Genomic DNA, 21,926 nt, shown 5'->3' on the forward strand with positions numbered 1-21,926 from the left:
TACCCCCGGTCCCGGTCAGCTACTGTCCGCGTTTGCCGTCAGCAGAAGACTGGTACGACGGCGGCTGCCACCCCGTGCGGGCGGCCCACTGATCCATGAGCGGCCAGGCCACTTGGGTGAACCACGGCTCCTTGGCCTCGGCATAGCCCTCAGTGTGCCCATCCCCCGCATGTGCTTCCGCAATTTCGAGTTTATGCGCCTCATACATTGCCAGGGCGGTGGGCTCGGACCTCAGCCAGTCGCGGAAAAGCAAGGCATAACGCCATCCGGCTGAGCCGGCCACCCGTACATGCAGGTTTACTGGCCGGCCCGGATCAGCGTTGGCGTGGAAACGCTTCTGCCACTCCGCGGGATCGGGGTTTCCGGGCTTGGGAGTGTCCTGGTTGACTCCCGGCACCGACGGAAAGCCGGCCGTCGCCAGCTGGGCCGCTATGTCATCGGCTGTTTCGAGGTCAGCCACAGCAACCTGAAGGTCAATCACATCCTTGGCCGCAAGCCCGGGCACGGAAGTGGAACCGACATGGTCCACGGCCAGGATCCGTGCAGGAGCGGCCGCTGCGATACGGGCTGCGAGTACCCCGGCCTGGCGGGTCCAGTCCGGATTGGCTGGCGACAGGACTGGCCCGGTATGCCGTCCTGCCCGTTGACCCTGACCCAGATTTTCGGCAAAGGGCACCAACCTGCCCGTCCACAAAGCGTCAACCTGGGCAAGCAGTTCTTCGCGGTCGCCGGCATTGGCCAAAACAACGTCTGCGGCGGCGTTACGTTCAGAAGTGGTAGCTTGGGCAGCCATGCGCGCCTGTGCATCCTCGGTGGTCATTGCCCGGAAATCCACCATGCGCTGCAGACGCACCTCTTCGGGTGCGTCCACCACCACCACCAAGTGGAAGTTGCTGCCTTGGCCAGTCTCCACAAGCAGCGGAATATCCTGCACCACGATGTCGGTGGGACCGGCGCCGGCCATCATGGCTGCTGCTTTTTCCCGCACCAACGGATGGACAATGCTGTTTAGGACCTCCCGTTGTGCCGGGTCCTGGAACACGACGGACCCGAGCTTTGGTCGGTCGAGCCGGCCTTCGGCGTCGAGAATGTCAGAGCCGAAGGCAGCTGTGATGCGGTCCAAGCCGGCTGTGCCGGGTTCAACCACCTGCCTGGCGATGAGGTCTGCATCAATGAGCAGTGCACCCAATTTCTGCAACCTGGCAGCAACCAATGATTTACCCGAGGCAATGCCGCCCGTCAGTCCGATCTTCAACACCCCTCAACACTAGACTGAAGCGGTGGAAATTGAGGATCAGAGCCGGGCAACAACGTACACAACCCTGGCTGCCGGCGAGGATTTCCGCCACGAGCTTGAGATCCGTCGTTCGCGGTTCATTACCGTTCTCCGCCGATCCCCCGATGAAGGCACTGCCCGCGCGCTTGTGGCCGATCTGAGGCGCGAATTCCATGATGCGCGGCACCATTGCTCCGCGTTCGTCATTGGCCCGGATCGGGAGGTCCAGCGTTCCAACGACGACGGCGAACCCTCCGGCACTGCGGGCATCCCCATGTTGGAGGCTCTCATCAAGCGTGAGACAGCGCCAGGGGTGACGGACCTCAGCGACGTAAGTGTCGTCGTCGTGCGTTATTTCGGGGGTATCCTGCTGGGCGCCGGCGGCTTGGTCCGCGCATATTCTGAATCGGTCTCTGCTGCGCTGGATCCGGCTCCGCTGGTTCGGCGCCAAAGGCTGCGTTTGTGCGCCGTCGACGTTCTCCATGAAGAGGCCGGTCGGCTGGAAAACGAACTTCGCAGTTCCGGGTATGTCATGGCCGGTTCGTCCTATGGACCCCGGCACACAACCCTCAACGTTGCCCTGGCAGATGATGCGGCAACCATCTCCGACGCCCGTTCCAAGCTGGCGTCCCTGACCGCCGGCCGGGCAGAACTCAAACCCCTCGGCACGGAATGGATCGACGTACCGCGCTGATCAATCTGTTTGCGGCCTAAGACAGAAGGACCCCTGCCCGGAGGCAGGGGTCCTTCTTTGGCTATTCAGCACATCCCGTGAGGGAGGCGGAATTAGTTGCCGGTCAGCTTCTCACGCAGTGCAGCGAGTGCTTCGTCGGACGCCAGGGTACCGCCGCCGGTGTTGGACTCAGCAGCAGCCGGCTCCGAGGAGTAGCTCGTGGTGCCGGAATCGCTCTCACCGGACGTTGCAGCAGCAGCGTCGTCAGCAGCGTGCTGGGCAACCTGCTTCTTGTGGGCTTCCCAACGGGTCTGGGCGTCAGCGTACTGCTGCTCCCAAGCTGCGCGCTGGGTCTCGTAGCCTTCGAGCCATTCGTTCGACTCGGGGTCGAAGCCCTCGGGGTACTTGTAGTTGCCCTCTTCGTCGTACTCAGCGGCCATGCCGTACAGAGCGGGATCGAACTCGGTGCTGTCAGCGTCAACGCCCTCGTTAGCCTGCTTGAGGGAGAGGGAGATGCGGCGACGCTCGAGGTCGATGTCGATGACCTTGACGAACAGTTCGTCGCCAACGGAGACAACCTGCTCGGCGAGCTCAACGTGGCGGACAGCCAGCTCGGAGATGTGCACGAGGCCTTCGATGCCGTCTTCGACGCGAACGAACGCACCGAACGGAACCAGCTTGGTGACCTTACCCGGAACAACCTGGCCGAGGGCGTGGGTGCGGGCGAAGGTCTGCCACGGATCTTCCTGCGTAGCCTTGAGCGACAGGGAGACACGCTCGCGGTCCAGATCCACTTCGAGGACCTCGACGGTGACTTCCTGGCCAACCTCGACAACCTCGGACGGGTGGTCGATGTGCTTCCAGGACAGCTCGGAAACGTGGACGAGGCCGTCTACGCCGCCCAGGTCCACGAAGGCACCGAAGTTGACGATGGAGGAAACAACGCCCGGACGAACCTGGCCCTTTTCCAGCTTGTTGAGGAACGTGGAGCGAACCTCGGACTGGGTCTGCTCGAGCCATGCACGGCGGGAGAGCACAACGTTGTTGCGGTTCTTGTCCAGCTCGATGATCTTGGCTTCGATCTGCTGACCGATGTACGGAGCGAGGTCGCGGACGCGGCGCATTTCGACGAGGGATGCGGGCAGGAAGCCACGCAGGCCGATGTCCAGGATGAGGCCACCCTTGACAACCTCGATGACGGTACCGGTAACGACGCCGTCTTCTTCCTTGACCTTCTCGATGTCGCCCCAGGCGCGCTCGTACTGAGCACGCTTCTTGGAGAGGATCAGACGGCCTTCTTTGTCTTCCTTGGTGAGAACCAAAGCTTCGACCTGATCGCCAACGGCGACGACGTCACCGGGATCAACATCGTGCTTGATGGAAAGCTCGCGGGAAGGGATGACACCTTCGGTCTTGTAACCGATGTCGAGCAGAACTTCGTCGCGGTCGACCTTGACGACGGTACCTTCGACGAGGTCACCGTCGTTGAAGTACTTGATGGTGGCGTCGACAGCTGCGAGGAAGTCCTCAGCGGTACCGATGTCGTTAATGGCGACTACGGGGGTACCGGGCTTCTCGGTGGAGGTGATGGTCATGTAGTAGGGGCTCCGTTGTGGATAGTGAGTCGGTCAGGCAAACCGCTGCCGTCCGGTTCCGGACGGCAGAACACGGCAAAGCGCCGGGTCATCCTGATTTGTGGATTAATACAAAATGGATTTAATACAAAATGGATGCATGCACGTAGTACACGCCCGTTTATTCTAGTCGCATTGGCAAAGCAGGGTCAAAAGGAGTCTCACAAGGTCAGGACATCTCCCAGCCGTGCAAACGTGACTCCCCTGTCCAGCATTCCCGGCAAGGCCCGGCCATAGCCTTCAGCCGTGCCCGCCGCGGGCCTGTTGAAGTGCGATATGACGATGTCGCCGGCCCTTGCCCGCCCTAACTCGCCGGCCACGGTCGATGCAGGATAAGTCGCGCCACCATCGCCGTTGATGGTGAAGTTGACCGGCAGCAGCCCCAGCCTTCTGGTCATCTCCACAGCGACGTCGTCGTAGAAAGCCGTTCCGGGACGGAAGAAGCCGGGCGGAGTACCGATCAGTTCCTGCATCAACGCCTGGTTTCCCATCAGTTCATCGTAGGCGGCAGCGGTGTTGGCAGTGCCGGCGATCCCGTAGGCGGCCCTTCCGGTGACCGACAACGGTTGGTGCAGCGTTCCGTGATTGGCCAGTTCGAACAACGGTTCCGCGGCCAGTTCGGCGGCGAGTGACGGGTTGGCCTGGAGCCAGCGGCTGTTGATGAAGAGCGTGGCCGGGACATGGAGCCGGCGCAGCGTCTTCAGCAGCGCGTGGTCGCATCCAGTGCCTCCCGGGCCACCGCATGCGTCGAAGGTCAGCGCCACGTGCTTCGAGGCGGAATCGTTCACCACTCCCGTGACTTGCAGACCCCATTCTTTGGGCCGCCGCCCGGCGAATTCGGCCATGATCTGCTGTTTGTCCGGAAGCACGGTTGCTGTGGCCTTGGCCGCAGGCGCAAGGGCAGCAGCGGCCTGTTCGCTGGATCTGGCAGCGATCGACGGCGGTGGCGTCGCCGGGCCTGTCGGCGGCGCCACCAGAGGCGCCACGGACGGCGCCACCAGAGGCGACACTGAAGGCGCTGCCGCATTTTTTGGTCGTTCAACCGACGAGCAGGCAGCCAGGGCAGCGGACGCGAGGCCCGCCATTCCAAGCAGCACTGATCGCCGGCCGGCCACAGGCCGCCGCTTGGAATCCCCCATGGATGTCCTTAATTTCAGTATGGAATCGCGTGTGGTCAGGTGTTGCGCATTAGTGGTGGAGCCTAGAAATGAGTCAGGCAGTGAGCCGGACGTTCCACCGCGAACAGTTGCTGGGCGAGGAACGCTGCACCCGCCGACTTCTCCCGGATGCGTCCCGCCGCGGCCAACGTCACCGGCGACACTGCACCAAGATAGATGGAGGCAAGATCGGAAATGTCCATGCTCAAGTCGGCCGCCTCTCCCGCGGCTTCAGAAACGACGGCGGCAGCACCGCCGTCGGACTCCAGAACCCAAGTGCCGCCGGCCAGGGACAGGGAGTCCTCCACCTCCAGCACCAGGCGTCCCGCTGAGGGGTAGTGCCGGGCTTGCAGGGCTGCCCCGATGTCCAGGATCCGGAGCCACAGCATGTCGCGGACATCGGAGGCATCCACGCACCTTGGGTCCTCAAGGGCCCACACCAGGGGATCGTCCACAGGCGCCTCAGCCCACACGACTTCTTCAATGAGGTCGATGCTGCCCATGAAGCGCCACAAATCGAGGTAGGCGGCCTGGGTGGCGGCAACGAAATCCACGATTTCCATGGCGTACGGCTTGTGGTCCCACCCCTTGAAGCGGTAGGAAACGTAGCCGTCCAACGCCCCGGTGAGGTCATAGTGAAGAGCACAGCGGACGCTGGTGTCAGGCTTGCCGTCTTGACCGATGGAACCTGACGCGAGCAGTCGGTAGTACTCCTGACGGTCCACCGAGCCAGGCGAAAGCCGCTGGAGCCGGTCGAATACGCGGGGTGCCAACTCCAGTAGCACGGAAGGATCGGCGGCTTCAACATTTCCCACCGGCTCACCCTTCAACCTGAAGCGTGGGCCGGTGTCTACCTTGATACTGCGTTCAAAGGTAGCCACGCCGAAACCGAAGCGACCATAAATGGTTCCTTCCGAAGCCGTCAGTGCCGCAATGGCCAGGCCGTCGTCCTTGGCGCTTTCGAGGTCGGCAGTGATCATGCCGCGAAGTATGCCATTTCGCCGGTGCGTGCCACGGACCGTCACGGCGGTGACCAGGTTGGCTTCGAGCTGCCGGCCAAAGCCAACGTTCAACGCTTTGCGCATGGTGGCGTACGTCGCCACCGGAACGTCGGCGCCCAGCGAATGCTCAGGGACACTGCCGTTGATGTAGACGCCCGTCAGCTCGCGCTGATCGGCACTGTAGGCGCTGAGGGTCCTGGCGATGTACTCGTCATCGCGCTTTTGTTGGTGGAATCCATGAGATACAGCCTGCACCCAAGTGGCACAACGGCTGTAGGCATCGGAGTCTTCTTTGTCTGCAACAGCAGGGAAACGGCGGACAGAGTACTTTTGCGGGTTTGGTTCATTGGGATCGGCCACGTTCCCGAGCCTAGCCAGACGCCGCAGGGCGCGCCACCATCACAGCGGCGCGCCCTGCGGCGTTACGTGGAATTCCCGGCTGGATCAGTGTCCAGCCTCGTACCAGCTGGAACCGACGCCGATCTGGACATCAAGGGGAACTGAGAGGCGGGCAGCTGAACCCATCTGTTCGATTACCAGTTTCTCCACGGTTTCGCGCTCACCTGGAGCAACTTCGAGGACCAGTTCATCGTGGACCTGCAGCAGCATCCGGGACTTCAGGCCCTGGCCCGCGAGCTCGGCCGAGACTCCCAGCATGGCCCGTTTGATGAGGTCCGCGGCGGAGCCCTGGATGGGCGAGTTCAAGGCAATGCGTTCGGCTGCTTCCCGCGCCTGGCGGTTGGTGCTCGTCAGGTCCGGCAGGTAACGGCGGCGGCCTTCGATGGTGGCCGTGTAGCCGTCCGTCCTGGCTTGGTCGACAACGCCGCGGAGGTAGTCGCGTACGCCGCCGAAGCGATCGAAGTAGTCCTTCATGAGCGTGCGTGCCTCATCCACGGAAATCTCCAGCTGCTTGGACAAGCCGAAGGAGGTCAGGCCATAAGCCAAACCGTAGGACATCGCCTTCACCTTGGAACGCATGGCGCTGGTGACTTCGGCCGGCTCAACGTTGAAGATCCGGGAACCCACAAAACGGTGCAGGTCTTCTCCGTCGCGGTAGGCCTGGATCAGGGCTTCGTCGCCGGAAAGGTGCGCCATGATACGCATTTCGATCTGTGAGTAGTCCGCCGACAACAAGCATTCGTACCCTTCGCTGACCACGAAGATGCCCCGAACCCGACGACCCTCTTCACTGCGCACAGGGATGTTCTGCAGGTTGGGGTTGTTGGAGGAGATGCGGCCTGTGGCGGCGATGTTCTGCGCATACGTGGTGTGGATGCGCTCGTCCTCAGCCACGGATTTCTTGAGGGTTTCCACCATCTGGGCCAGCTTGGAAGACTCTCGGTGCGCCATTAGCTGGACCAGGAATTCGTGCCCGGTCTTCTCCAGCAATCCCTTCAGGGACGCGGCATCGGTGGTGTAGCCGGACTTGATTTTCTTGGTCTTGGGCAGTCCCAGTTCCTCGAACAGGACGGTCTGGAGTTGCTTGGGGGAACCCAGGTTGACCTCATGCCCAATAGCCGCGAAAGCCTGTTCCTGGGCACTTTCGATCACCTTCGTGAGATCGGCCAGTTGCTCGTCCATGCGGTCGGTGGAGACGAAAATTCCGGTCAGTTCCATCTGGGCAAGCACACGTGCCACCGGCAGTTCCAGCGTGGTCAGGAGGGCATCGGCCTTAATGGCGGCGAGTTCAGTTTCGAAGTGCTTGCTGAGGGCGTGCACGACGGCGGCCTGCTGGACGAGCGCTGCTGCGGCAGCTTGGTCCGTTTCGCCGGAGAGGTCAAGCTCCAGCTGCCCGGATGCGGCAACAGCGGTGGTGAGTGAGATCTTCAGATGGACCTGTGCGAGCTCGGCGAGGTCGTAACTGCGTCGGTCCGGCTGGATCAGGTAACCCGAGATGGAGGTGTCATCCACTACGCCTTCCAAGCCCAGGCCACGGTGGTGCAGGGCCTTGAGCGCGGACTTGAACTCATGCAGGACTTTGGCTTCCTCGGGGTCCTGCAGCCATGCGGCCAGGACGGACTCCGCTTCAGCGTCCAGGGCCGTGAGCTCGATGTAGGCGGCGCCGTTGTTCCTCACCACAGCCAGGGCATTGGCGTCCTCACCGATCCGTCCAGGAAGCAGGTGGACAGCCAGGGCGGAACGGACCCCCGCTCCAGCAGAGAAGAAGTCCCGCAGTCCCGAGGCATCCGTGAGCGTGGCAAACTCCGGGGCTTCAATCGTGTCAGGCGCCTCACCGGCGGTGTCATCACCGTAAAGATCGAACAACCGGGTACGCAGGGTACGGAACTCAAGTTCCTCAAAAAGTTCCTCGATGGCCTGGCGGTCCGGGCGTGGCTCGTGGAGGTCCTCCAGGGTAAGGGGCAGCTCCAGGTCGGTCAGGAGCTGGTTGAGCCGGCGGTTGCGCTTGACGTTCTCCAGGTTCTCCTTCAGGGCACCGCCCACCTTGCCCCCGATGGAGTCAAGGTTTTCCAGGATTCCTTCGAGGCCGCCGTAAAGGTTGATCCATTTGGCGGCTGTCTTGGGACCCACTCCGGGGACGCCGGGAAGGTTGTCGGCCGTTTCGCCGACAAGTGCAGCGAGGTCCGAGTACAGGCCGGGCTTGACGAAGTACTTTTCCTCGATGGCTGCAGCGTCCATCCTGGGGATGTTGCTCACGCCCTGCTTGGGGTAGAGCACAAAAACGTTGTCGTTGATCAGCTGGAAGGCATCCCTGTCACCGGAGACAAGGAGGACTTCAAAACCGGCGGCGTCGCCCTGGGCGGCCAGGGTAGCCAGGACGTCGTCTGCCTCGTATCCAGGCATGGCAATGGTCTTGATGCCCCATGCCTCCATCACCTTGGCGATGAGGCCGATCTGGCCGGCGAATTCTGCGGGCGTGGCATTGCGCCCACCCTTGTATTCGCTGTACTCGGCTTTCCGGAAGGTGGTGTCGTCGGAGACGTCAAAAGCCACGGCGACGTGCGTGGGCTTCTGGTCCTTGATCAGGTTGATCAACATGGAGGTGAACCCATGGACTGCGTTGGTGTACTGCCCCCGGGCTGTGGAGAAGTTCTCCGCGGGAAGGGCATAAAAAGCCCGGAACGCCATGGAGTGGCCGTCCAGGACCAGCAGCCTGGGCCGGCCCTCCCCCGTGGTTCCGGCCGATGCTGTGGCAGAGGGGGTGGGTGCTGTCGCGATGGCAGCAGCTTGGGCCGTTGGAACCTGGTCCGGTTTGGTTGTTTCACTCACAGGTGCCAGCCTAGTTGGCATGATGGACAATTTCACGCCGAACCCCTTTGTCGACGAACTCAACGAGGCAGGGGTGCCCGAACAATTCCACGATTGGCTTTCGGCGCACGGCGTCGGAGCGCTGGTGGTAAAACTCGGTATCCGTTTCACTGAGATGAGCGCAGAGAGAATGGTCGCCACCATGCCTGTGGAAGGAAACACCCAAGTGGCGGGCATCCTTCACGGTGGCGCCCACGTTGTCCTTGCAGAGACGCTGGGCTCCTTTGCAGCATCCCTCCATGCAGGGAGGGGCCGCCATGCCGTAGGCATCGAGGTTGGCGCAACCCATCACCGTTCAGTAGCCGCGGGCTTGGTAACGGGCACCTGCACGGCCATTCATCTGGGTGGCACGCTGGCCACCCATGAGATCGTCATCACCGACGACAAGGGCCGCAGGCTTTCGACCGCGAGGATCACCAACATGATCCGGGACAACCGCCACTGACTCCCTAAGCCCGGCCCGTCGGCAGCCGGTAGTGCAGCTCGGCCGCTGCCCCGCCAATGATCTTGTGCGAAACCAGCTCAAGTGGCGCCGTCGGGCCTTGGAGCGGCAACAGCCGCTTTCCCGCTCCCAGCACCACCGGCACAATCGTGACGATCATCTCGTCCAGGAGGCCGGCATTGGCGAATTGGGCCACCAGGTCCCCACCGCCAACCAGCCAGACATTCTTGTCGCCGGCATCCTTGAGCAGGTCCGGAGCAAACTCCCTGACGTCTCCGCGGACAAAAGTGATGTTGGCTCCGGCCGGAGCAGAATACTCGTGGTGGGTAAAAACCCAACTGGGAAGGTCCGGATAGGGCCATGCGCCGGGCTCGTGCTCCAGGAGCCATCGGTAGGTGTCCCCGCCCATGGCAATACACCCAACGCCGGCCATGAAGGACTCGATGCCCTCGTTGACGCCTTCGACCTGATCGAACTGCAGGAGCCAGCCAAGGTCGTCGTCCGCCGAGGCAATGAAGCCATCGATGGTGGAAGCCACGTAATACTGGAAGGTCGCCATGGAGCCAGCCTAGTCAGTCGGAGGCAGGGTTCCCATACTCGACCCGGACACTGCCGTCGTCCTGCAGCACCACCACGCGCCCCCGCTCAAGCGACCAGCCGTCATTGAGCAGGAAGATCCGTCCGCCGCTGACCACCAGCAACCTCAGCCCCGTGTACCGGTAGAGCGGGGCCCCCTCGGAGCCGGCCGATTCCTCGCGGACATTTGGAGCACCAACGGCAAGGCGGTCTTTGCTGTAGACCACCGCTGTTGGCAACAGGCTCGAGCGGGCCTGGTAATCCAGGGCCGCTCCCCTGCCCAGCGCCTGGGCGTAGTCGGACGTACCCCAAAAGAGCAACAGGGTGACGAGGACGAACACCAATGACCTCTCAAGGGCCCTTGGTGCCTGCAGAGTCCGCGGTGGGGGCTCTGTACGGTCATCGGCCCTGCGCCTGAGGTTCATGCCCCATGCCCCCACCACCAGTCCCCCTGCGATCAGGAAAGGCACGTACAGCAGGATCTGCTCGGGGCGGGCGGAAACGGCAAGCCACATGGCCGCAGCGTAGGCAAAGCCGAGCAGCATCACCACAGTGCCGGCCAGGCGGACCGCCTTCCTGTAGCGCCCTGCCTCGAGAAGCCGCGACACAGCACGGTCCAGCATGAGCCACAGCAGGCCAATGACCACCAGCCATGCCAGCGGCTGGAACAGCGACTGGATGCTCCGCAGGATGAAGTCCTGCACCGTGTAGCCGAACAGGCTGACGTCAAGGCCCATGGCTTTGGCTTGGGCATCCGTACGCGCCCACCCGAAGTAGACCAGCAATGCTGTTGCCACGGTCAAGGGGGGCCCGATGACCTGGAGGACCTGAAGGGTCCGCTGCCAACGGGTGTTGTTGATTTGCTCTTCGGTATCCGGTGCGTCGCTCACGGTGCGGCCGTGGGGCTGGCACCGCTGGCACGCGGCGTTGCCGGCGGCTGCGTTGCGGACGGCTGCCCGGACTCCTGCCCACCCGGCTCCTGCCCGCTTGACGGTGGCGCAGTGGCAGGTGGAGTGGCAGGTGCAGTGGGGGTAGGGCCATTGCCGGGTGGTGGATTCCCGGTGCCCGGGGACTGGGCGGAACCGCCGGAGTCGTCATAGAAGAAGGTCACCGTTCCGGCAACGTCCACTGTGTCCGTAATGGAGATACGGATGGAGTCCCGCCCGCCTGAAGGCGGCATCCGCAAATAGACGGGCTTGTAGTCGTCCCTGGCGGCGACGAATTCAGCGTCCGCCGGGACGCCGTCGAACAGGACATCGCCTACGCGGACGTAGTAGCCGTCCAGGCGGACAATCGTTCCGCCGGTACTGGGCCCGGACGCCCGCGCCAGTCCGTGGACGGGCCTGAGTTCTTCGTCCACCACCGTCAGGCCAACGAGCTGCCGCGGGCAGGCTTCGCCCTGCCCTGGTTCTACGGTGAAGACTGCATTGGGGTTGCTCCGGTGCTGCGCCAGCAGGGACGCAGCGGTGGCAGCCACCCTGAACTCCAGGCATTGGGTTTGCGGAATCCGCGGCGTGGCAGCAACGGCGATGGAGGCGCGCTGCCAGTCCTGCTGGGCCCCGCTTTGAAGCGCCTTGCAAACCGCTGCGCCGGCCAGCCATACAGCGGCATCGTCCGCCCCCTGCACGCTGTCCACCAAGGCATCGCACTGGAATTGCTGAAGCAAGAGGTACCGCTGTCCGGAGGTGGGATCATTCGGCCCGACCGGTCCTATGGGGACCCAACGAACCACTGGAGCCTCTGCCTTCGGCGCCCCGGGCCCTGCGGGACCCGCCGGCTGGGTGGCCGTAGGGACCACGTTGTTTGAACTTGGCTGGGCGGGCGCAGGCGCCGTGGAGGAACCGGGAGAGGGTGATTCTCCCTGGGGAGCCTGCGGAAGGCAGGCACAAAGCGCCAGCGTCAAGACCGGAACCAGGGCCAGTCCAAGGGATTGGCTTCGGGATGGGCATTTCATGACAGCCCCGCATCTACCGGATCACAACCACGCAGTTATGTGCATAACTACATTGCTGATTATTCTCCCGAATGCCGCGGACGGCCAGAGATGCCGCTACTTTCCGAAGTAGGGAACTATCAAGTAGATTCCGAACAATACGGCCACGCCGCAGACGCCGAAACAAACGAACGCCAGGGAGCGAACGAGTCCGGGTGATTTTTGCTGGGCGTCACCGGCGATGGCGGTGAGCCGCACTCCCAAGGAGTACAGGACCACCAGCGTCACGGCTGCCACCAGGGTCACGCCGGCAACCTGCAGCAATTCCAACCATTTCATCGCTGCGCATCCTCGTTTTTGCTGGTCTTTTGATTCTTCTTTTTCTTGCGGAACCGCACCGCGTGGTGGGCCTCTTCAACCTCGACAGCGTTGTGGTGGCCCACGTGCGATTTGCGTGACGCGACAAACATGAACAGCACTGCTGCCGTTCCCACCACCGCGGCAATAATGACACCCACGACGCCGATGCCCACCAGCAGCGCTGTCAGCGCACCGACAATTGCGGACGCTGGAAGGGTGAAGAGCCATCCCAAAGCTATCTTTCCCGCGGTACCCCAGCGAACGGAGGTGCCCTTGCGGCCCAGGCCCGAGCCGATGACTGAGCCCGAAGCGACCTGCGTGGTGGACAAGGCAAAGCCGAGGTGGGATGAGGCGAGAATGGCCGACGCGGTGCTGGTTTCAGCGGAGAAACCCTGGGCCGGTTTGACCTCGGTCAGCCCGGAGCCCATGGTGCGGATGATGCGCCACCCGCCGGCATAGGTGCCGATGGCGATGGCGAAGGCACATGCTGCGATGACCCAGAACTGCGGACCGCTGCCCGGTTCCTGGGTGCCGGCGGCAATAAGAACCAGGGTGATGATGCCCATGGTCTTCTGGGCGTCGTTGGTGCCGTGTGCCAGCGCTACGAGGCTGGAGGTAAAAATCTGACCGGTGCGGAAGCCGCCACGTTTCTGCGTGAGTTTGTCGCCGGTCTCGGGATCGTGCCGTGAGGTCAGTGCGTAGGCCAGGCGGGTACAGATGTACGCCACCAGTCCCGCGATCAGGGGCGCGAAGACGGCGGGCAGGATCACTTTCTGCAGCACGGTCTCAAAATTGATGGAGTGGAATCCGATGCCCACAACGGCTGCGCCGATCAGTCCGCCGAACAAAGCGTGCGACGAACTCGAAGGCAGGCCCTTAAGCCAGGTGATCATGTTCCACAGGACAGCACCCATCAGTCCGGCAAAAATAATATCGGGAGTGATGTGGATGCCATCGGATCCCTCCCGGATCAGCCCGCCGGAAATGGTCTTGGCTACTTCCGTGGAGAGGAAGGCGCCCACGAGGTTCAGCACGGCGGCCAGGGCAACGGCCGTTTTGGGCTTGATCGCCCCCGTAGCGATGGGCGTAGCCATCGCATTTGCTGTGTCGTGAAATCCGTTGGTGAAGTCAAAGAATAGGGCCAACGCTATTACCAGCGCGACCATGAAGGTGATATCCACCTGTTGCCCAATCTGCAGAGTCGACGACGTTCAGCAGTTTCACTTCCCCATACCTGCCATCCACAGCATAGTTCAGCAACTGTTCAACTGACTCTGCTTGCGGCATTCACTCTGGCGGGCTTGAAACCTTAAGAATCCTACGTGGCATCCTGTGAGCGGACAAACGTATCTTCCCTGGGCTTCAGCCCAGATACTCCCGAACAGCGGCAAGGTCGCCCGGCGACAGTCCCTTACGGGGATCGGGTGAGATACAAAGCACATGGTCCTGCTGGTATTCGGCCCAGGAAAGGGCATCGGATTCCCTGTTGAGCTGGTCATCGAGCCATACGATCCGCTGGCTTCCCGAGGACGCCAGATCCTTCTGGAGGGCTACAAACTTCCACCACTCGGGCCCCTGGTCCCAGCCTTGGCTGGACAGGACGGGCCACTCCTGACCGTTGAGGCCAATGGCAGGGCAGAGAAACTCGGGGGCAAGGCGCTCCCACGTGGTCAGCCAAACGAAACGCGCAGCAGGGTGGGCAGCGAGGTCATTGAGTCCGGCAACCAATTCCGGCGCGAAAGCCACCTCCAGGATGCCGGCGTCGGCAGTTGCCCATTCGCCGCCCCAGTCGGTGGTCCCCATAGGGCTGAAGGGGTTTACCACGCCATCGACATCCAAGTAGATGGACACGGGCACGGCGGCGCTGCCGGCATATTCCATGGCCACTCCCCCTTCCCCAATGGTTGGCCTTCAGCCTACGGGACTCCGGGCTCAACCAGATCACAAATCAATCCCTTGACGTGCGTCATGGAAGTGATAATCTCAAGTCATGGAAAAGCCCACAGTCCATTCCGCCCAGAGCGTCCGGGATATCGAGGACACAGTCCGCACTGATTTCCGGCACGCCATGTCCTACGGCGGATATCTGGACCTTGACCACCTGCTCAGCTCGCAGCACCCCCTTAGCCAACCGGAACACCATGATGAACTTTTGTTCATCATCCAGCACCAGACCAGCGAGCTCTGGCTCAAACTGGTCCTTCATGAACTCCTCGAAGCACGCCGGCTTTTTGATGCCGACAACCTGGGCAAAGCCCTGAAGTGCATCGCCCGCGTGAAGGCTATCCAGCGCACGATGACCGAACAGTGGTCCGTCCTGGGAACCCTCACCCCGCGCGAATATTCGCAGTTCCGTGGATTCCTGGGAAGTTCATCGGGCTTCCAGTCCTACCAGTACCGTGCTGTCGAATTCCTGCTGGGCAACAAGAACCGCGGGATGCTGCGGGTGTTCGAAAGCGAGCCCGAAGCGCATGCGCTGCTTGGCAAACTCCTGGAGGAACCCACGCTGTACGACGCTTTCCTTGCTGTCCTTTCACGCGCCGGATACGGGATCCCCACTGACATCCTCGAGCGCGACACCAGCGAGCCGTGGACCTTCCGCCAGGACCTCGTGCCCATTTTCCAGAAGATCTATGAATCGGACGACACTCCGTGGGGCCTGTATGAGGCTTGCGAGGACCTGGTGGACATCGAGGACAACTTCCAGGCCTGGCGGTTCCGCCACCTGCGGACGGTCCAGCGGACCATCGGTTTCAAGGTGGGCACTGGAGGATCCTCCGGGGTTGACTTCCTCAAGCGCGCCCTGGACCTTACCTTCTTCCCCGAGCTTTACGCCGTCCGTACCGAAATCGGTAACTAAGCATCCAGGCCACCACCGGGCCATTGCCCGGCCACACATTTTCCCCAGGAGGAACCATGACCACAGCACAGCAGACCCAGCGGCCAACGGCGGCCGAACTGGACGCCGCTGATCCCCTTGCCGCCCAGCGCGATGCTTTCTACGCGCCCGACGCCGACCAGCTTGCCTCATACCTGGACGGCAATTCGCTGGGACGCCCACTAAAGGTCACGGCTGCGAACCTGGATGCCTTTGTGCACAAGTCCTGGGGCAGCCGCCTCATCCGGGGTTGGGATGAGCAGTGGATGGATGAGCCGATCACGGTGGGAGACCGTATCGGTGAGGTGACTCTGGGCGCGGCCGCAGGGCAGACCACCGTGGGCGACTCCACGTCCGTGATGCTCTACAAGATGATCCGTGCGGCGGTGGACGCCCAACCGGGCCGGGATGAAATCATCATTGACCGCGACAACTTTCCCACGGACCGCTTCATCATCGAAGGCATTGCCGCGGAACGTGGTGCGAGCATCAAATGGATCGCCGCAAACCCTTCCAGCGGCGTGCGCGGGGAGGACCTGGACGGACTGTTGGGTGATAGGACAGCGGTAGTGGTCCTGAGCCACATTGCGTATCGCTCCGGGTTCCTGGCCGACGCCGAGGGAATCACCGCGAAAGTGCACGAGGCCGGCGCACTGATGCTGTGGGACCTTTGCCACTCGGTAGGTTCGGTGCCCCTTGAGCTGGACAAATGGGGCGTGGACATCGCCGTAGGTTGTACTTACAAGTACCTCAACGGTGGCCCGGGTTCGCCGGCGTTCGCTTATGTCAACTCCTCGATGCAGGACCGCCTCCAGCAACCCATCTGGGGTTGGATGGGAGCTGAGAACCCGTTTGGCATGACGGACAGCTACCGCCCTGCCCAAGGAATGCGCAGGTTCATCACAGGAACTCCTCCCGTGCTGGCCATGCAGCCCATGAAGGACATGCTGGAGCTGATCGCCTCTGTTGGCATGGACGCAGTCCGCGCCAAATCCATCCAGCTCACCGAATACGCGATCGCCCTTTCCGAAGAACTCCTGGTTCCGCTGGGCGCTGAAATCGTCAGCCCCCGTGACGTCGCCGAGCGCGGATCCCACATCACTGTGGACCACCCCCTCTTCTCGGATGTCACCGCAAAGCTCTGGGAAAAGGGTGTCATCCCCGACTTCCGCCCTCCGCACGGCCTTCGCATTGGCTTGTCGCCGTTGAGCACAAGCTTTGCCGAAGTCGAACTGGGAGTGACAGCAATCCGCGACGCGCTCTCTGAACTGCAGTAACCCGGAATGAGCGCCGTCCTTGACGACATGGACTCCCGTCCAGGGAGTACCACGTCGTTGCTGCGAACCGTTATTGGCCTGTACTTGCGTGACGCCGGCGGATGGATGTCCGCCAAAGACATTGTTGTGCTCATGGAGGCCTTGGGAACGTCCGGAACAGTAACCCGCACTGCCCTGGGCCGGTTGCGGAAGAAGGACGTGGTGCTCCAGGAGACGCGCGCCGGGATTCCCGGGTTCACCCTCACCGACGGCGCTGCAACCATGCTGGCACGTGGTGACCGCCGCATCTATAACCCCCGCAGCATGTCGTTGGAGGACCCCTGGTGTCTGATTTCCTTCTCCATTCCCGAAACGGAACGCGAAAAGAGGCACCAGTTGCGGCGCCGGCTCCACTGGATCGGCTGTGGGACGGTGGCGGCGGGTTTGTGGATCTGCCCTGATACATTGCGCGAAGAAGTTGAGGAGATCCTCACTGACCTGTCGATCCGTGACATGGCCACAATCTTTGTGACGGGAACTCCCCTGGTTGGCGGCAGCCTCCGGGAGGCAGCCGCCAAGTGGTGGGACCTGGACGCAGTGGCCGCGCTCCATAGGGACTTCATCCGTGAACACGGTTCGGCAAGAGCTCAGGGTTCCGATGCTTCAAAGCCCCAGAGCACAACGGTGCAACCGTCCGCGGATGCCTTCTCCATTTACGTGCAGTGCATTGACCGATGGCGGATCATCCCTTACCTCGACCCCGGGCTGCCACCGGAATTCCTGCCGGAGGACTGGCCCGGGGCCGAAGGTGCGGAGCTGTTTGGCCGGATTGTTGCTGCCTACGCGGAGCCCGGCGCAGAGTTTGTCCGCCGGACCCTGAAGTAAACATCGGGAATTAACCCCGCTGTCCCCTGATCCAGCGCTGAGGGAGTGCTGACGTGCCCTGGCCGCACTGTGCCCAACCTCCGAGGGAACTACAGCTAGAGCACAAAATCCACGGCAATAATCTGTTCGCTGTTGGGAAGTGAGTACATTTTGAGAGGCTCGTGCAGCGGATGCGTGTCGTATACCTCGAGGTCTTCGGCGGCGTTGAAGTCAGCAACAATCGCGTAGTCGAAGGAGCGGCCATGCCGGAGGACATCTGCCCCGTGCGTGAACTTCAGGAGGCCTGGAATGTTGCCCTCCAGCCGGTCCAGTCCTTTCCGCCAGGCCATCATGTCCGCAGCAGGGAATTCAGCCTTGAACTTGAACAGCACCGCGTGGCGGATCACGCCTGGGCTCCTGCTGCATCCGCCAACTCTGCCGGCTTGTATTCCGCTGGTTCGCCCACGATGGTGCGGCCCGCCAGGTAGCCCATGGTCATGATGGGTCCCAGGGTGGCGCCTGCTCCCGGGTAGCCTGCAGCGTAGGCATTTTCCGTGGTGTTTCCCGCGGCGAAAAGGCCGGGGATGGGATCGCCGTCCACGTCCAGAACCCGGGCAAGGCCGTCAGTGGCTACACCTCCGTTGCTGCCAAAAGCTCCATTGACCACCTCCATTGCATAGAACGGTCCGGTCTGCAGCGGACCCAGGGACGGGTTGGGCCACGGGCAGTCGTCGTCGCCCCAGTATTTGTCATACGCACTTTCGCCACGGCCGAAGTCGGGGTCCTCGCCCTTGACAGCATGGAGGTTGAAGCGATCAACGGTGGCCTCCAGGTTCCCGGCGGGGACACCGATCCTGGCGGCCAGTTCCGCCAACGTGGCACCCTCCACCAGGTAGTCCGGCGTCGGCTGGCCTGCCCGGTGTGCCAGGACGCCGTAGCGCTCCAGGTAGCTGTGGTCGAACACCACATGTGCGGGTGTGTTCAGTGTCTGGTTGTTGGGCGAATCCCATGACTGCAGGCAGCGGGCGAGGTCGTTGTAATTCTGGGACTCGTTGGCAAACCGCCGGCCATGGCGGTTGACCATAAGGGAGCCCGGCCCTTGCCGCTCAAAACGGAGCAGGGTCCCCACGGGCGCTCCATCGCGGGTGTCGCCTGTGATGGACATTGGCGCCCACCAGGCTTCGCGGGTTCCCCGGATTTGGGCACCTGCCCGCTGGGCCATCTTCAGGCCATCGCCGGTATTCGACGGCGGAGAACACATGATGTAGAGCCGTGAAGCCAACAATGAGTCCGCAAGTGCCTTGTCCCATTCGAAACCGCCCGTGGCGAGGACGACGCCGTCGTTGGCGTGGAACATCTCCCCTGACTCGAGCTGTACACCCACTACCCTGCCGCCGTCGTTCAACAGCTTCTGCCCGCGGGCACCAACCACCAGCGCGGCGCTGTCCCTGACCAAACTGGCCAACAGCATGGACACCAGGGCCTGGCCTTTGGCCACGAGCCCCTGCTCCTGCCGTTGGTTCAGTTTTTCCCAGGGGAACTTGGTGAATGCACCCCAGGCCTCGTACTCCTGCATGGTGAAGGGCGCCCTTCCGTCGGAGCGGACGTGGGCTGCGAGCCCGCCGAGAGCCTCGCGAATATTGTAAAGCCCGGGTTCAACAGTCCTTCCGCCTTCCACGGAACCGGGCAGGTCCTGGCGATAGTCGGGAAAGTTGTCCAGGAAAATGAACTGCAGGCCGCATTCGTCTTCGGTAAAACGGAGCATGGTGTCACCGTAGGTGAGTGCCGCATCCAGCAGTTCTTCGCGGCTCCGTCCGCGGGCAACGGCGCGGACATACCGGGCCGCCGCTTCCTTGGAATCGGACAGCCCCGCTTCGCGGGCATGATGGTTGTCCGCAATCCACAGCATGCCTCCGGATACTGCGGACGTGCCGCCCAGCAATTCGGTCTTTTCCAGTACGACGACGGACTTGCCGGCACGTGCGGCCGTGGCGGCTGCGGTCAGGGCTCCGGCGCCGGAACCGACAACGACGACGTCATAGGTATCGGCAGGGGTGCCGTTCAGGTATTTCATGGTGGTACCTCTCGTAGGGCGTGAAAAGTTCTGGTGGTCAGACAGCCGTGTAGCCGCCGTCGATGACCAATTCGGATCCGGTGGTAAACCGGGATTCGTCCGAGGCCAGGTAGAGGACTCCGTAGGCGATTTCCTCAGGCTCGCCTTGGCGAGGGAGAGGATTTCCGCCTACCAGTTGCTGGTAGTACGCCTCCGCCCCAATGTCCGACTGTTCTGCTGAGTGCCGGCTCATCCGGGTGTTCATGGAGCCGGGATGGATGGAATTCACCCGGACCCCATATGCCCCGTATGCCGCTGCGTCCGACTTGCTCAAGAGCCGGACTGCTCCCTTGGTGGCGTGGTACAGCGGGACATTGCGCCCGCCGGTCAGCCCGTGGATGGAGGAGAAGTTGATGATGCTGCCGGACTCTTTGGCGATCATCGCCGGAACCACGTGCTTGGTCATCAGCCACACCCCTTTGACGTTGACGTCGAAAATGAGGTTGAACTGGTCCATGCTGGCAGTGTGGCTGGCACCTGCCGGACCGATGATTCCTGCTGCGTTGACCAGGATGTCCGGCTGGCCAAGGTCGCCGCTCAGTTGCTTCACAGCCTGGGCGACGCTGTGTTCATTGGTGACGTCGACGTCGTACTCGGTGATGCCGGGATGGGCGTCCGTTGCAGTTGTTCCTGACTGGTCCAAGCTGGCCACGATCGCACCGTGCCGGGCAAGGAGGCGGGCTGTGGCGCCGCCCAGGTCCCCCCTGCCGCCGGTGACGATTGCGACCTTTCCTTCCACCCGCCTGCCTCCGGACTCCGGGCTCGGCTGCGTTGCAGTTTCCATGACCAATTCCTCCTGCCGCGGCGTTGCCGCTTCTCAAACCCGGGTACGGCAGGGCAGCACAACAGAGGCCCCCATGAGGCCGTGGTGTGGTGGGTTTCGGGCGGGTGCCCTGCTGGATTCAACTCTGCCAGTGGATGTGTGAGTGGAACCACAGGGTTACCGATGAACGGGAATCAGATGCTTCCGTTGCTTTGCCGGACGGCGCCCTTGAGTTCTCCCCGCCAACCAAGCGCGCGGGAAATTCCGCGTGCCGCAGTCATCAGGACCGGCACCCGCGCCGCAGCGTTTTCTTCGTTTCTGGGCACCACTACGCTGAGGGCTGCAACCACGGTACTGCTGCGGCCAAAGACAGGGACTGCGATTCCACTGGATTCGGGCACGATGATCCCGGGCATGGAGGCGAAGCCCCGTTGCCGGATGTTGGCCAGGTGCCGCCTCAACTCGTCAGGATCGGTCAGCGTGGCATCGGTGAACTTTTCCAGCGTTCGCGCCAGGAACAGGTCTTGGTAAGCCGGTGGTGAGTAAGCCAGCAACACCAACCCGGATGAGGTTCCGTGGACCGGGAGGCGGCCGGCAACTTTCGTGATGTCAACCAATGAATCCCGGAAGCCAATCCGTTCGATATACAACACCTCTTCAGAATCCAGGATTCCCAAAGTGGTGGAGTGCTGGACCACCGACTGAACGTCTTCCATGAAGGGCAGCGCCGCTTCACGCAGGCCCACCATGCGCGAACTCCTGGAGACCAACTCCCACAGCCTGGTTCCGATCCGGACCTCGCCGCTGGTTTCGCGCTCCAGCAGCCCTTCATGGAGGAGTTCATCCACCAGGCGGTAGGTGGTGGTCACCGGCAGCCCCGAGCGCCTGGCCAGGTTGGCGACGCTCATGGTGAGGTGTGCGTCGTCGAACGCTCCAACCAGCCGCACGAAACGCCGGATTATCGACTCCCCTGAGGACGAATTGGCCATCTCAGTCTCCTGCCTTCACCCGGGATACGAACCGGAATCTGTCCCCGCGGAACGCACTGCGGGTCCACTCCACCGGGGTCCCCGCAGCGTCGCGGGCCAGCCGGTGCACCACCAACAAAGGCGCTCCCATCTCGATCCCCAGCAGCCTGACATCCTCCGGCCCGGCCAGGGCCGTCTCCACGGTGTCCTCGACGTCGGCCACGCGCCGGCCGTAGGCATCGGCCAGGACGGCATAGAGCGAACCTGCCTTGGCAAGCTGGGACTTCAAGCCTGGAAGCTTGCCGGGAAGCCAGGCAACCTCATGTGCCAGCGGTTCCCCGTCAATAAGCCGGATGCGTTCGAGGCGGGTCACGGGATCGCCTGGATCAAGGCCCAAACAGGCGGCTACTGCTGCCTCTGAGGTGACGACTCCCAAGGCAAGCGTCGTGGAATCGGGCCGCAATCCCTGGTTGCGGGCGTCATCGGAGAAGGAGGTCAACTGCCTGACATGGGTCACCTTGGGAGGCGCCACAAAGGTTCCGTGCCCCTGGATGCGGCCCAGCTTTCCCTCGGCCACGAGTTCGCTGATGGCTTGCCTGACTGTGGTGCGGGACGTGGTGTATTTCTCGGCCAGTGCGCGCTCGGTGGGGATCAGGGTGCCGGGTTTAAGGCCCGCGATAAGTCCAAGAACCTCGGTCTTGAGGAGGTAGTACTTGGGTGTACCTGGGACGGCGTCTGGTGGCATATTGGACATCCTACTTGTAG

21 protein-coding genes are annotated in these 21,926 nt (G+C 62.6%); 5 read left to right on the plus strand and 16 right to left on the minus strand.

The genetic code is table 11. From position 1 onward, the window contains the following. Window positions 1-19 precede the first annotated feature (19 nt). The gene (coaE, locus tag AC6JA3_RS10935; protein WP_223943109.1) at window positions 20-1,258 is read right to left on the minus strand and encodes a dephospho-CoA kinase; all 1,239 of its coding nucleotides are present in this window, start codon (window positions 1,256-1,258) and stop codon (window positions 20-22) included. A 22-nt stretch (window positions 1,259-1,280) separates the two neighbouring features. Between coaE and AC6JA3_RS10940 the strand changes: the two genes are divergently transcribed. Continuing rightward, entirely contained in the window at window positions 1,281-1,970 is a 690-nt protein-coding gene (locus tag AC6JA3_RS10940) for an IMPACT family protein (RefSeq protein WP_223943108.1), read from the plus strand. 92 nt (window positions 1,971-2,062) lie between these two features. Here AC6JA3_RS10940 and rpsA read toward each other — a convergent pair whose 3' ends face one another. From rpsA to polA, 4 genes are all read right to left on the minus strand, one after another. Then, window positions 2,063-3,544 carry a 30S ribosomal protein S1 gene (gene rpsA / locus AC6JA3_RS10945; protein ID WP_026540604.1) on the minus strand — a complete coding sequence of 494 codons (1,482 nt, stop codon included), beginning with the start codon at window positions 3,542-3,544 and terminating at the stop codon, window positions 2,063-2,065. A gap of 200 nt (window positions 3,545-3,744) precedes the next feature. Beyond that, window positions 3,745-4,722: a polysaccharide deacetylase family protein gene (locus AC6JA3_RS10950; RefSeq protein WP_347783389.1), complete on the minus strand. Its 978-nt coding sequence runs from the start codon at window positions 4,720-4,722 to the stop codon at window positions 3,745-3,747. A gap of 62 nt (window positions 4,723-4,784) precedes the next feature. Further along, complete coding sequence (locus AC6JA3_RS10955; RefSeq protein WP_347783390.1) at window positions 4,785-6,101, minus strand: GNAT family N-acetyltransferase; 1,317 nt, start codon at window positions 6,099-6,101, stop codon at window positions 4,785-4,787. An 84-nt stretch (window positions 6,102-6,185) separates the two neighbouring features. Beyond that, the gene (polA, locus tag AC6JA3_RS10960) at window positions 6,186-8,828 is read right to left on the minus strand and encodes a DNA polymerase I (RefSeq protein WP_026540601.1); all 2,643 of its coding nucleotides are present in this window, start codon (window positions 8,826-8,828) and stop codon (window positions 6,186-6,188) included. A 160-nt stretch (window positions 8,829-8,988) separates the two neighbouring features. Here polA and AC6JA3_RS10965 point away from each other — a divergent pair, with 160 nt between their 5' ends. Further along, window positions 8,989-9,453, plus strand: a complete 465-nt coding sequence (locus AC6JA3_RS10965; RefSeq protein WP_026540600.1) for a hotdog fold thioesterase — start codon at window positions 8,989-8,991, stop codon at window positions 9,451-9,453. 4 nt (window positions 9,454-9,457) lie between these two features. Here the strand turns inward: AC6JA3_RS10965 and AC6JA3_RS10970 are convergent, their stop codons facing one another. From AC6JA3_RS10970 to AC6JA3_RS10995, 6 genes are all read right to left on the minus strand, one after another. Continuing rightward, on the minus strand, window positions 9,458-10,009 hold the full coding sequence (locus tag AC6JA3_RS10970; RefSeq protein ID WP_026540599.1) for a dihydrofolate reductase family protein: 552 nt from the start codon (window positions 10,007-10,009) through the stop codon (window positions 9,458-9,460). Window positions 10,010-10,022: 13 nt separating this feature from the next. Next, complete coding sequence (locus AC6JA3_RS10975) at window positions 10,023-10,916, minus strand: hypothetical protein (RefSeq protein ID WP_238324871.1); 894 nt, start codon at window positions 10,914-10,916, stop codon at window positions 10,023-10,025. Next, entirely contained in the window at window positions 10,913-11,692 is a 780-nt protein-coding gene (locus AC6JA3_RS10980) for a hypothetical protein (protein WP_497920128.1), read from the minus strand. The genes AC6JA3_RS10975 and AC6JA3_RS10980 overlap by 4 nt, the downstream gene beginning before the upstream one ends. Window positions 11,693-12,076: 384 nt before the next feature. Continuing rightward, window positions 12,077-12,298, minus strand: a complete 222-nt coding sequence (locus AC6JA3_RS10985) for a hypothetical protein (RefSeq protein WP_026540597.1) — start codon at window positions 12,296-12,298, stop codon at window positions 12,077-12,079. Further along, complete coding sequence (locus tag AC6JA3_RS10990; RefSeq protein WP_026540596.1) at window positions 12,295-13,500, minus strand: inorganic phosphate transporter; 1,206 nt, start codon at window positions 13,498-13,500, stop codon at window positions 12,295-12,297. The genes AC6JA3_RS10985 and AC6JA3_RS10990 overlap by 4 nt, the downstream gene beginning before the upstream one ends. 181 nt (window positions 13,501-13,681) lie before the next feature. Next, a complete protein-coding gene (locus AC6JA3_RS10995; protein ID WP_091551754.1) occupies window positions 13,682-14,200 on the minus strand; it encodes an HAD domain-containing protein in 519 nt (172 codons plus the stop codon). Between the two features lie 109 nt (window positions 14,201-14,309). Between AC6JA3_RS10995 and kynA the strand changes: the two genes are divergently transcribed. From kynA to AC6JA3_RS11010, 3 genes are read left to right on the plus strand one after another with little or no spacing between them, the layout of a single operon-like run. Then, on the plus strand, window positions 14,310-15,179 hold the full coding sequence (gene kynA, locus AC6JA3_RS11000; protein WP_026546752.1) for a tryptophan 2,3-dioxygenase: 870 nt from the start codon (window positions 14,310-14,312) through the stop codon (window positions 15,177-15,179). Between the two features lie 56 nt (window positions 15,180-15,235). Continuing rightward, window positions 15,236-16,474: a kynureninase gene (gene kynU, locus AC6JA3_RS11005; RefSeq protein WP_347783391.1), complete on the plus strand. Its 1,239-nt coding sequence runs from the start codon at window positions 15,236-15,238 to the stop codon at window positions 16,472-16,474. Between the two features lie 6 nt (window positions 16,475-16,480). Beyond that, window positions 16,481-17,338 carry a PaaX family transcriptional regulator gene (locus AC6JA3_RS11010; protein ID WP_347783392.1) on the plus strand — a complete coding sequence of 286 codons (858 nt, stop codon included), beginning with the start codon at window positions 16,481-16,483 and terminating at the stop codon, window positions 17,336-17,338. A gap of 95 nt (window positions 17,339-17,433) precedes the next feature. Here the strand turns inward: AC6JA3_RS11010 and AC6JA3_RS11015 are convergent, their stop codons facing one another. The 5 genes from AC6JA3_RS11015 to AC6JA3_RS11035 all read right to left on the minus strand — a co-directional run bounded on the left by AC6JA3_RS11015 (window position 17,434) and on the right by AC6JA3_RS11035 (window position 21,915). Then, the gene (locus tag AC6JA3_RS11015; RefSeq protein WP_347783393.1) at window positions 17,434-17,724 is read right to left on the minus strand and encodes a Dabb family protein; all 291 of its coding nucleotides are present in this window, start codon (window positions 17,722-17,724) and stop codon (window positions 17,434-17,436) included. Continuing rightward, window positions 17,721-19,391: a 4-oxocyclohexanecarboxylate 2-dehydrogenase gene (gene chcC1 / locus AC6JA3_RS11020; RefSeq protein WP_347783394.1), complete on the minus strand. Its 1,671-nt coding sequence runs from the start codon at window positions 19,389-19,391 to the stop codon at window positions 17,721-17,723. Before chcC1 ends, AC6JA3_RS11015 begins: the two co-directional genes overlap by 4 nt. Before the next feature lie 37 nt (window positions 19,392-19,428). Further along, complete coding sequence (locus AC6JA3_RS11025) at window positions 19,429-20,214, minus strand: SDR family NAD(P)-dependent oxidoreductase (RefSeq protein WP_091551749.1); 786 nt, start codon at window positions 20,212-20,214, stop codon at window positions 19,429-19,431. Between the two features lie 173 nt (window positions 20,215-20,387). After that, a complete protein-coding gene (locus AC6JA3_RS11030; protein WP_091551748.1) occupies window positions 20,388-21,182 on the minus strand; it encodes an IclR family transcriptional regulator in 795 nt (264 codons plus the stop codon). Between the two features lies 1 nt (window position 21,183). Beyond that, the gene (locus tag AC6JA3_RS11035) at window positions 21,184-21,915 is read right to left on the minus strand and encodes a GntR family transcriptional regulator (RefSeq protein ID WP_051420788.1); all 732 of its coding nucleotides are present in this window, start codon (window positions 21,913-21,915) and stop codon (window positions 21,184-21,186) included. Between the last annotated feature and the right edge of the window lie 11 nt (window positions 21,916-21,926).

The sequence above is a fragment of the Arthrobacter sp. TmtSoilC79 genome (assembly GCF_059739405.1).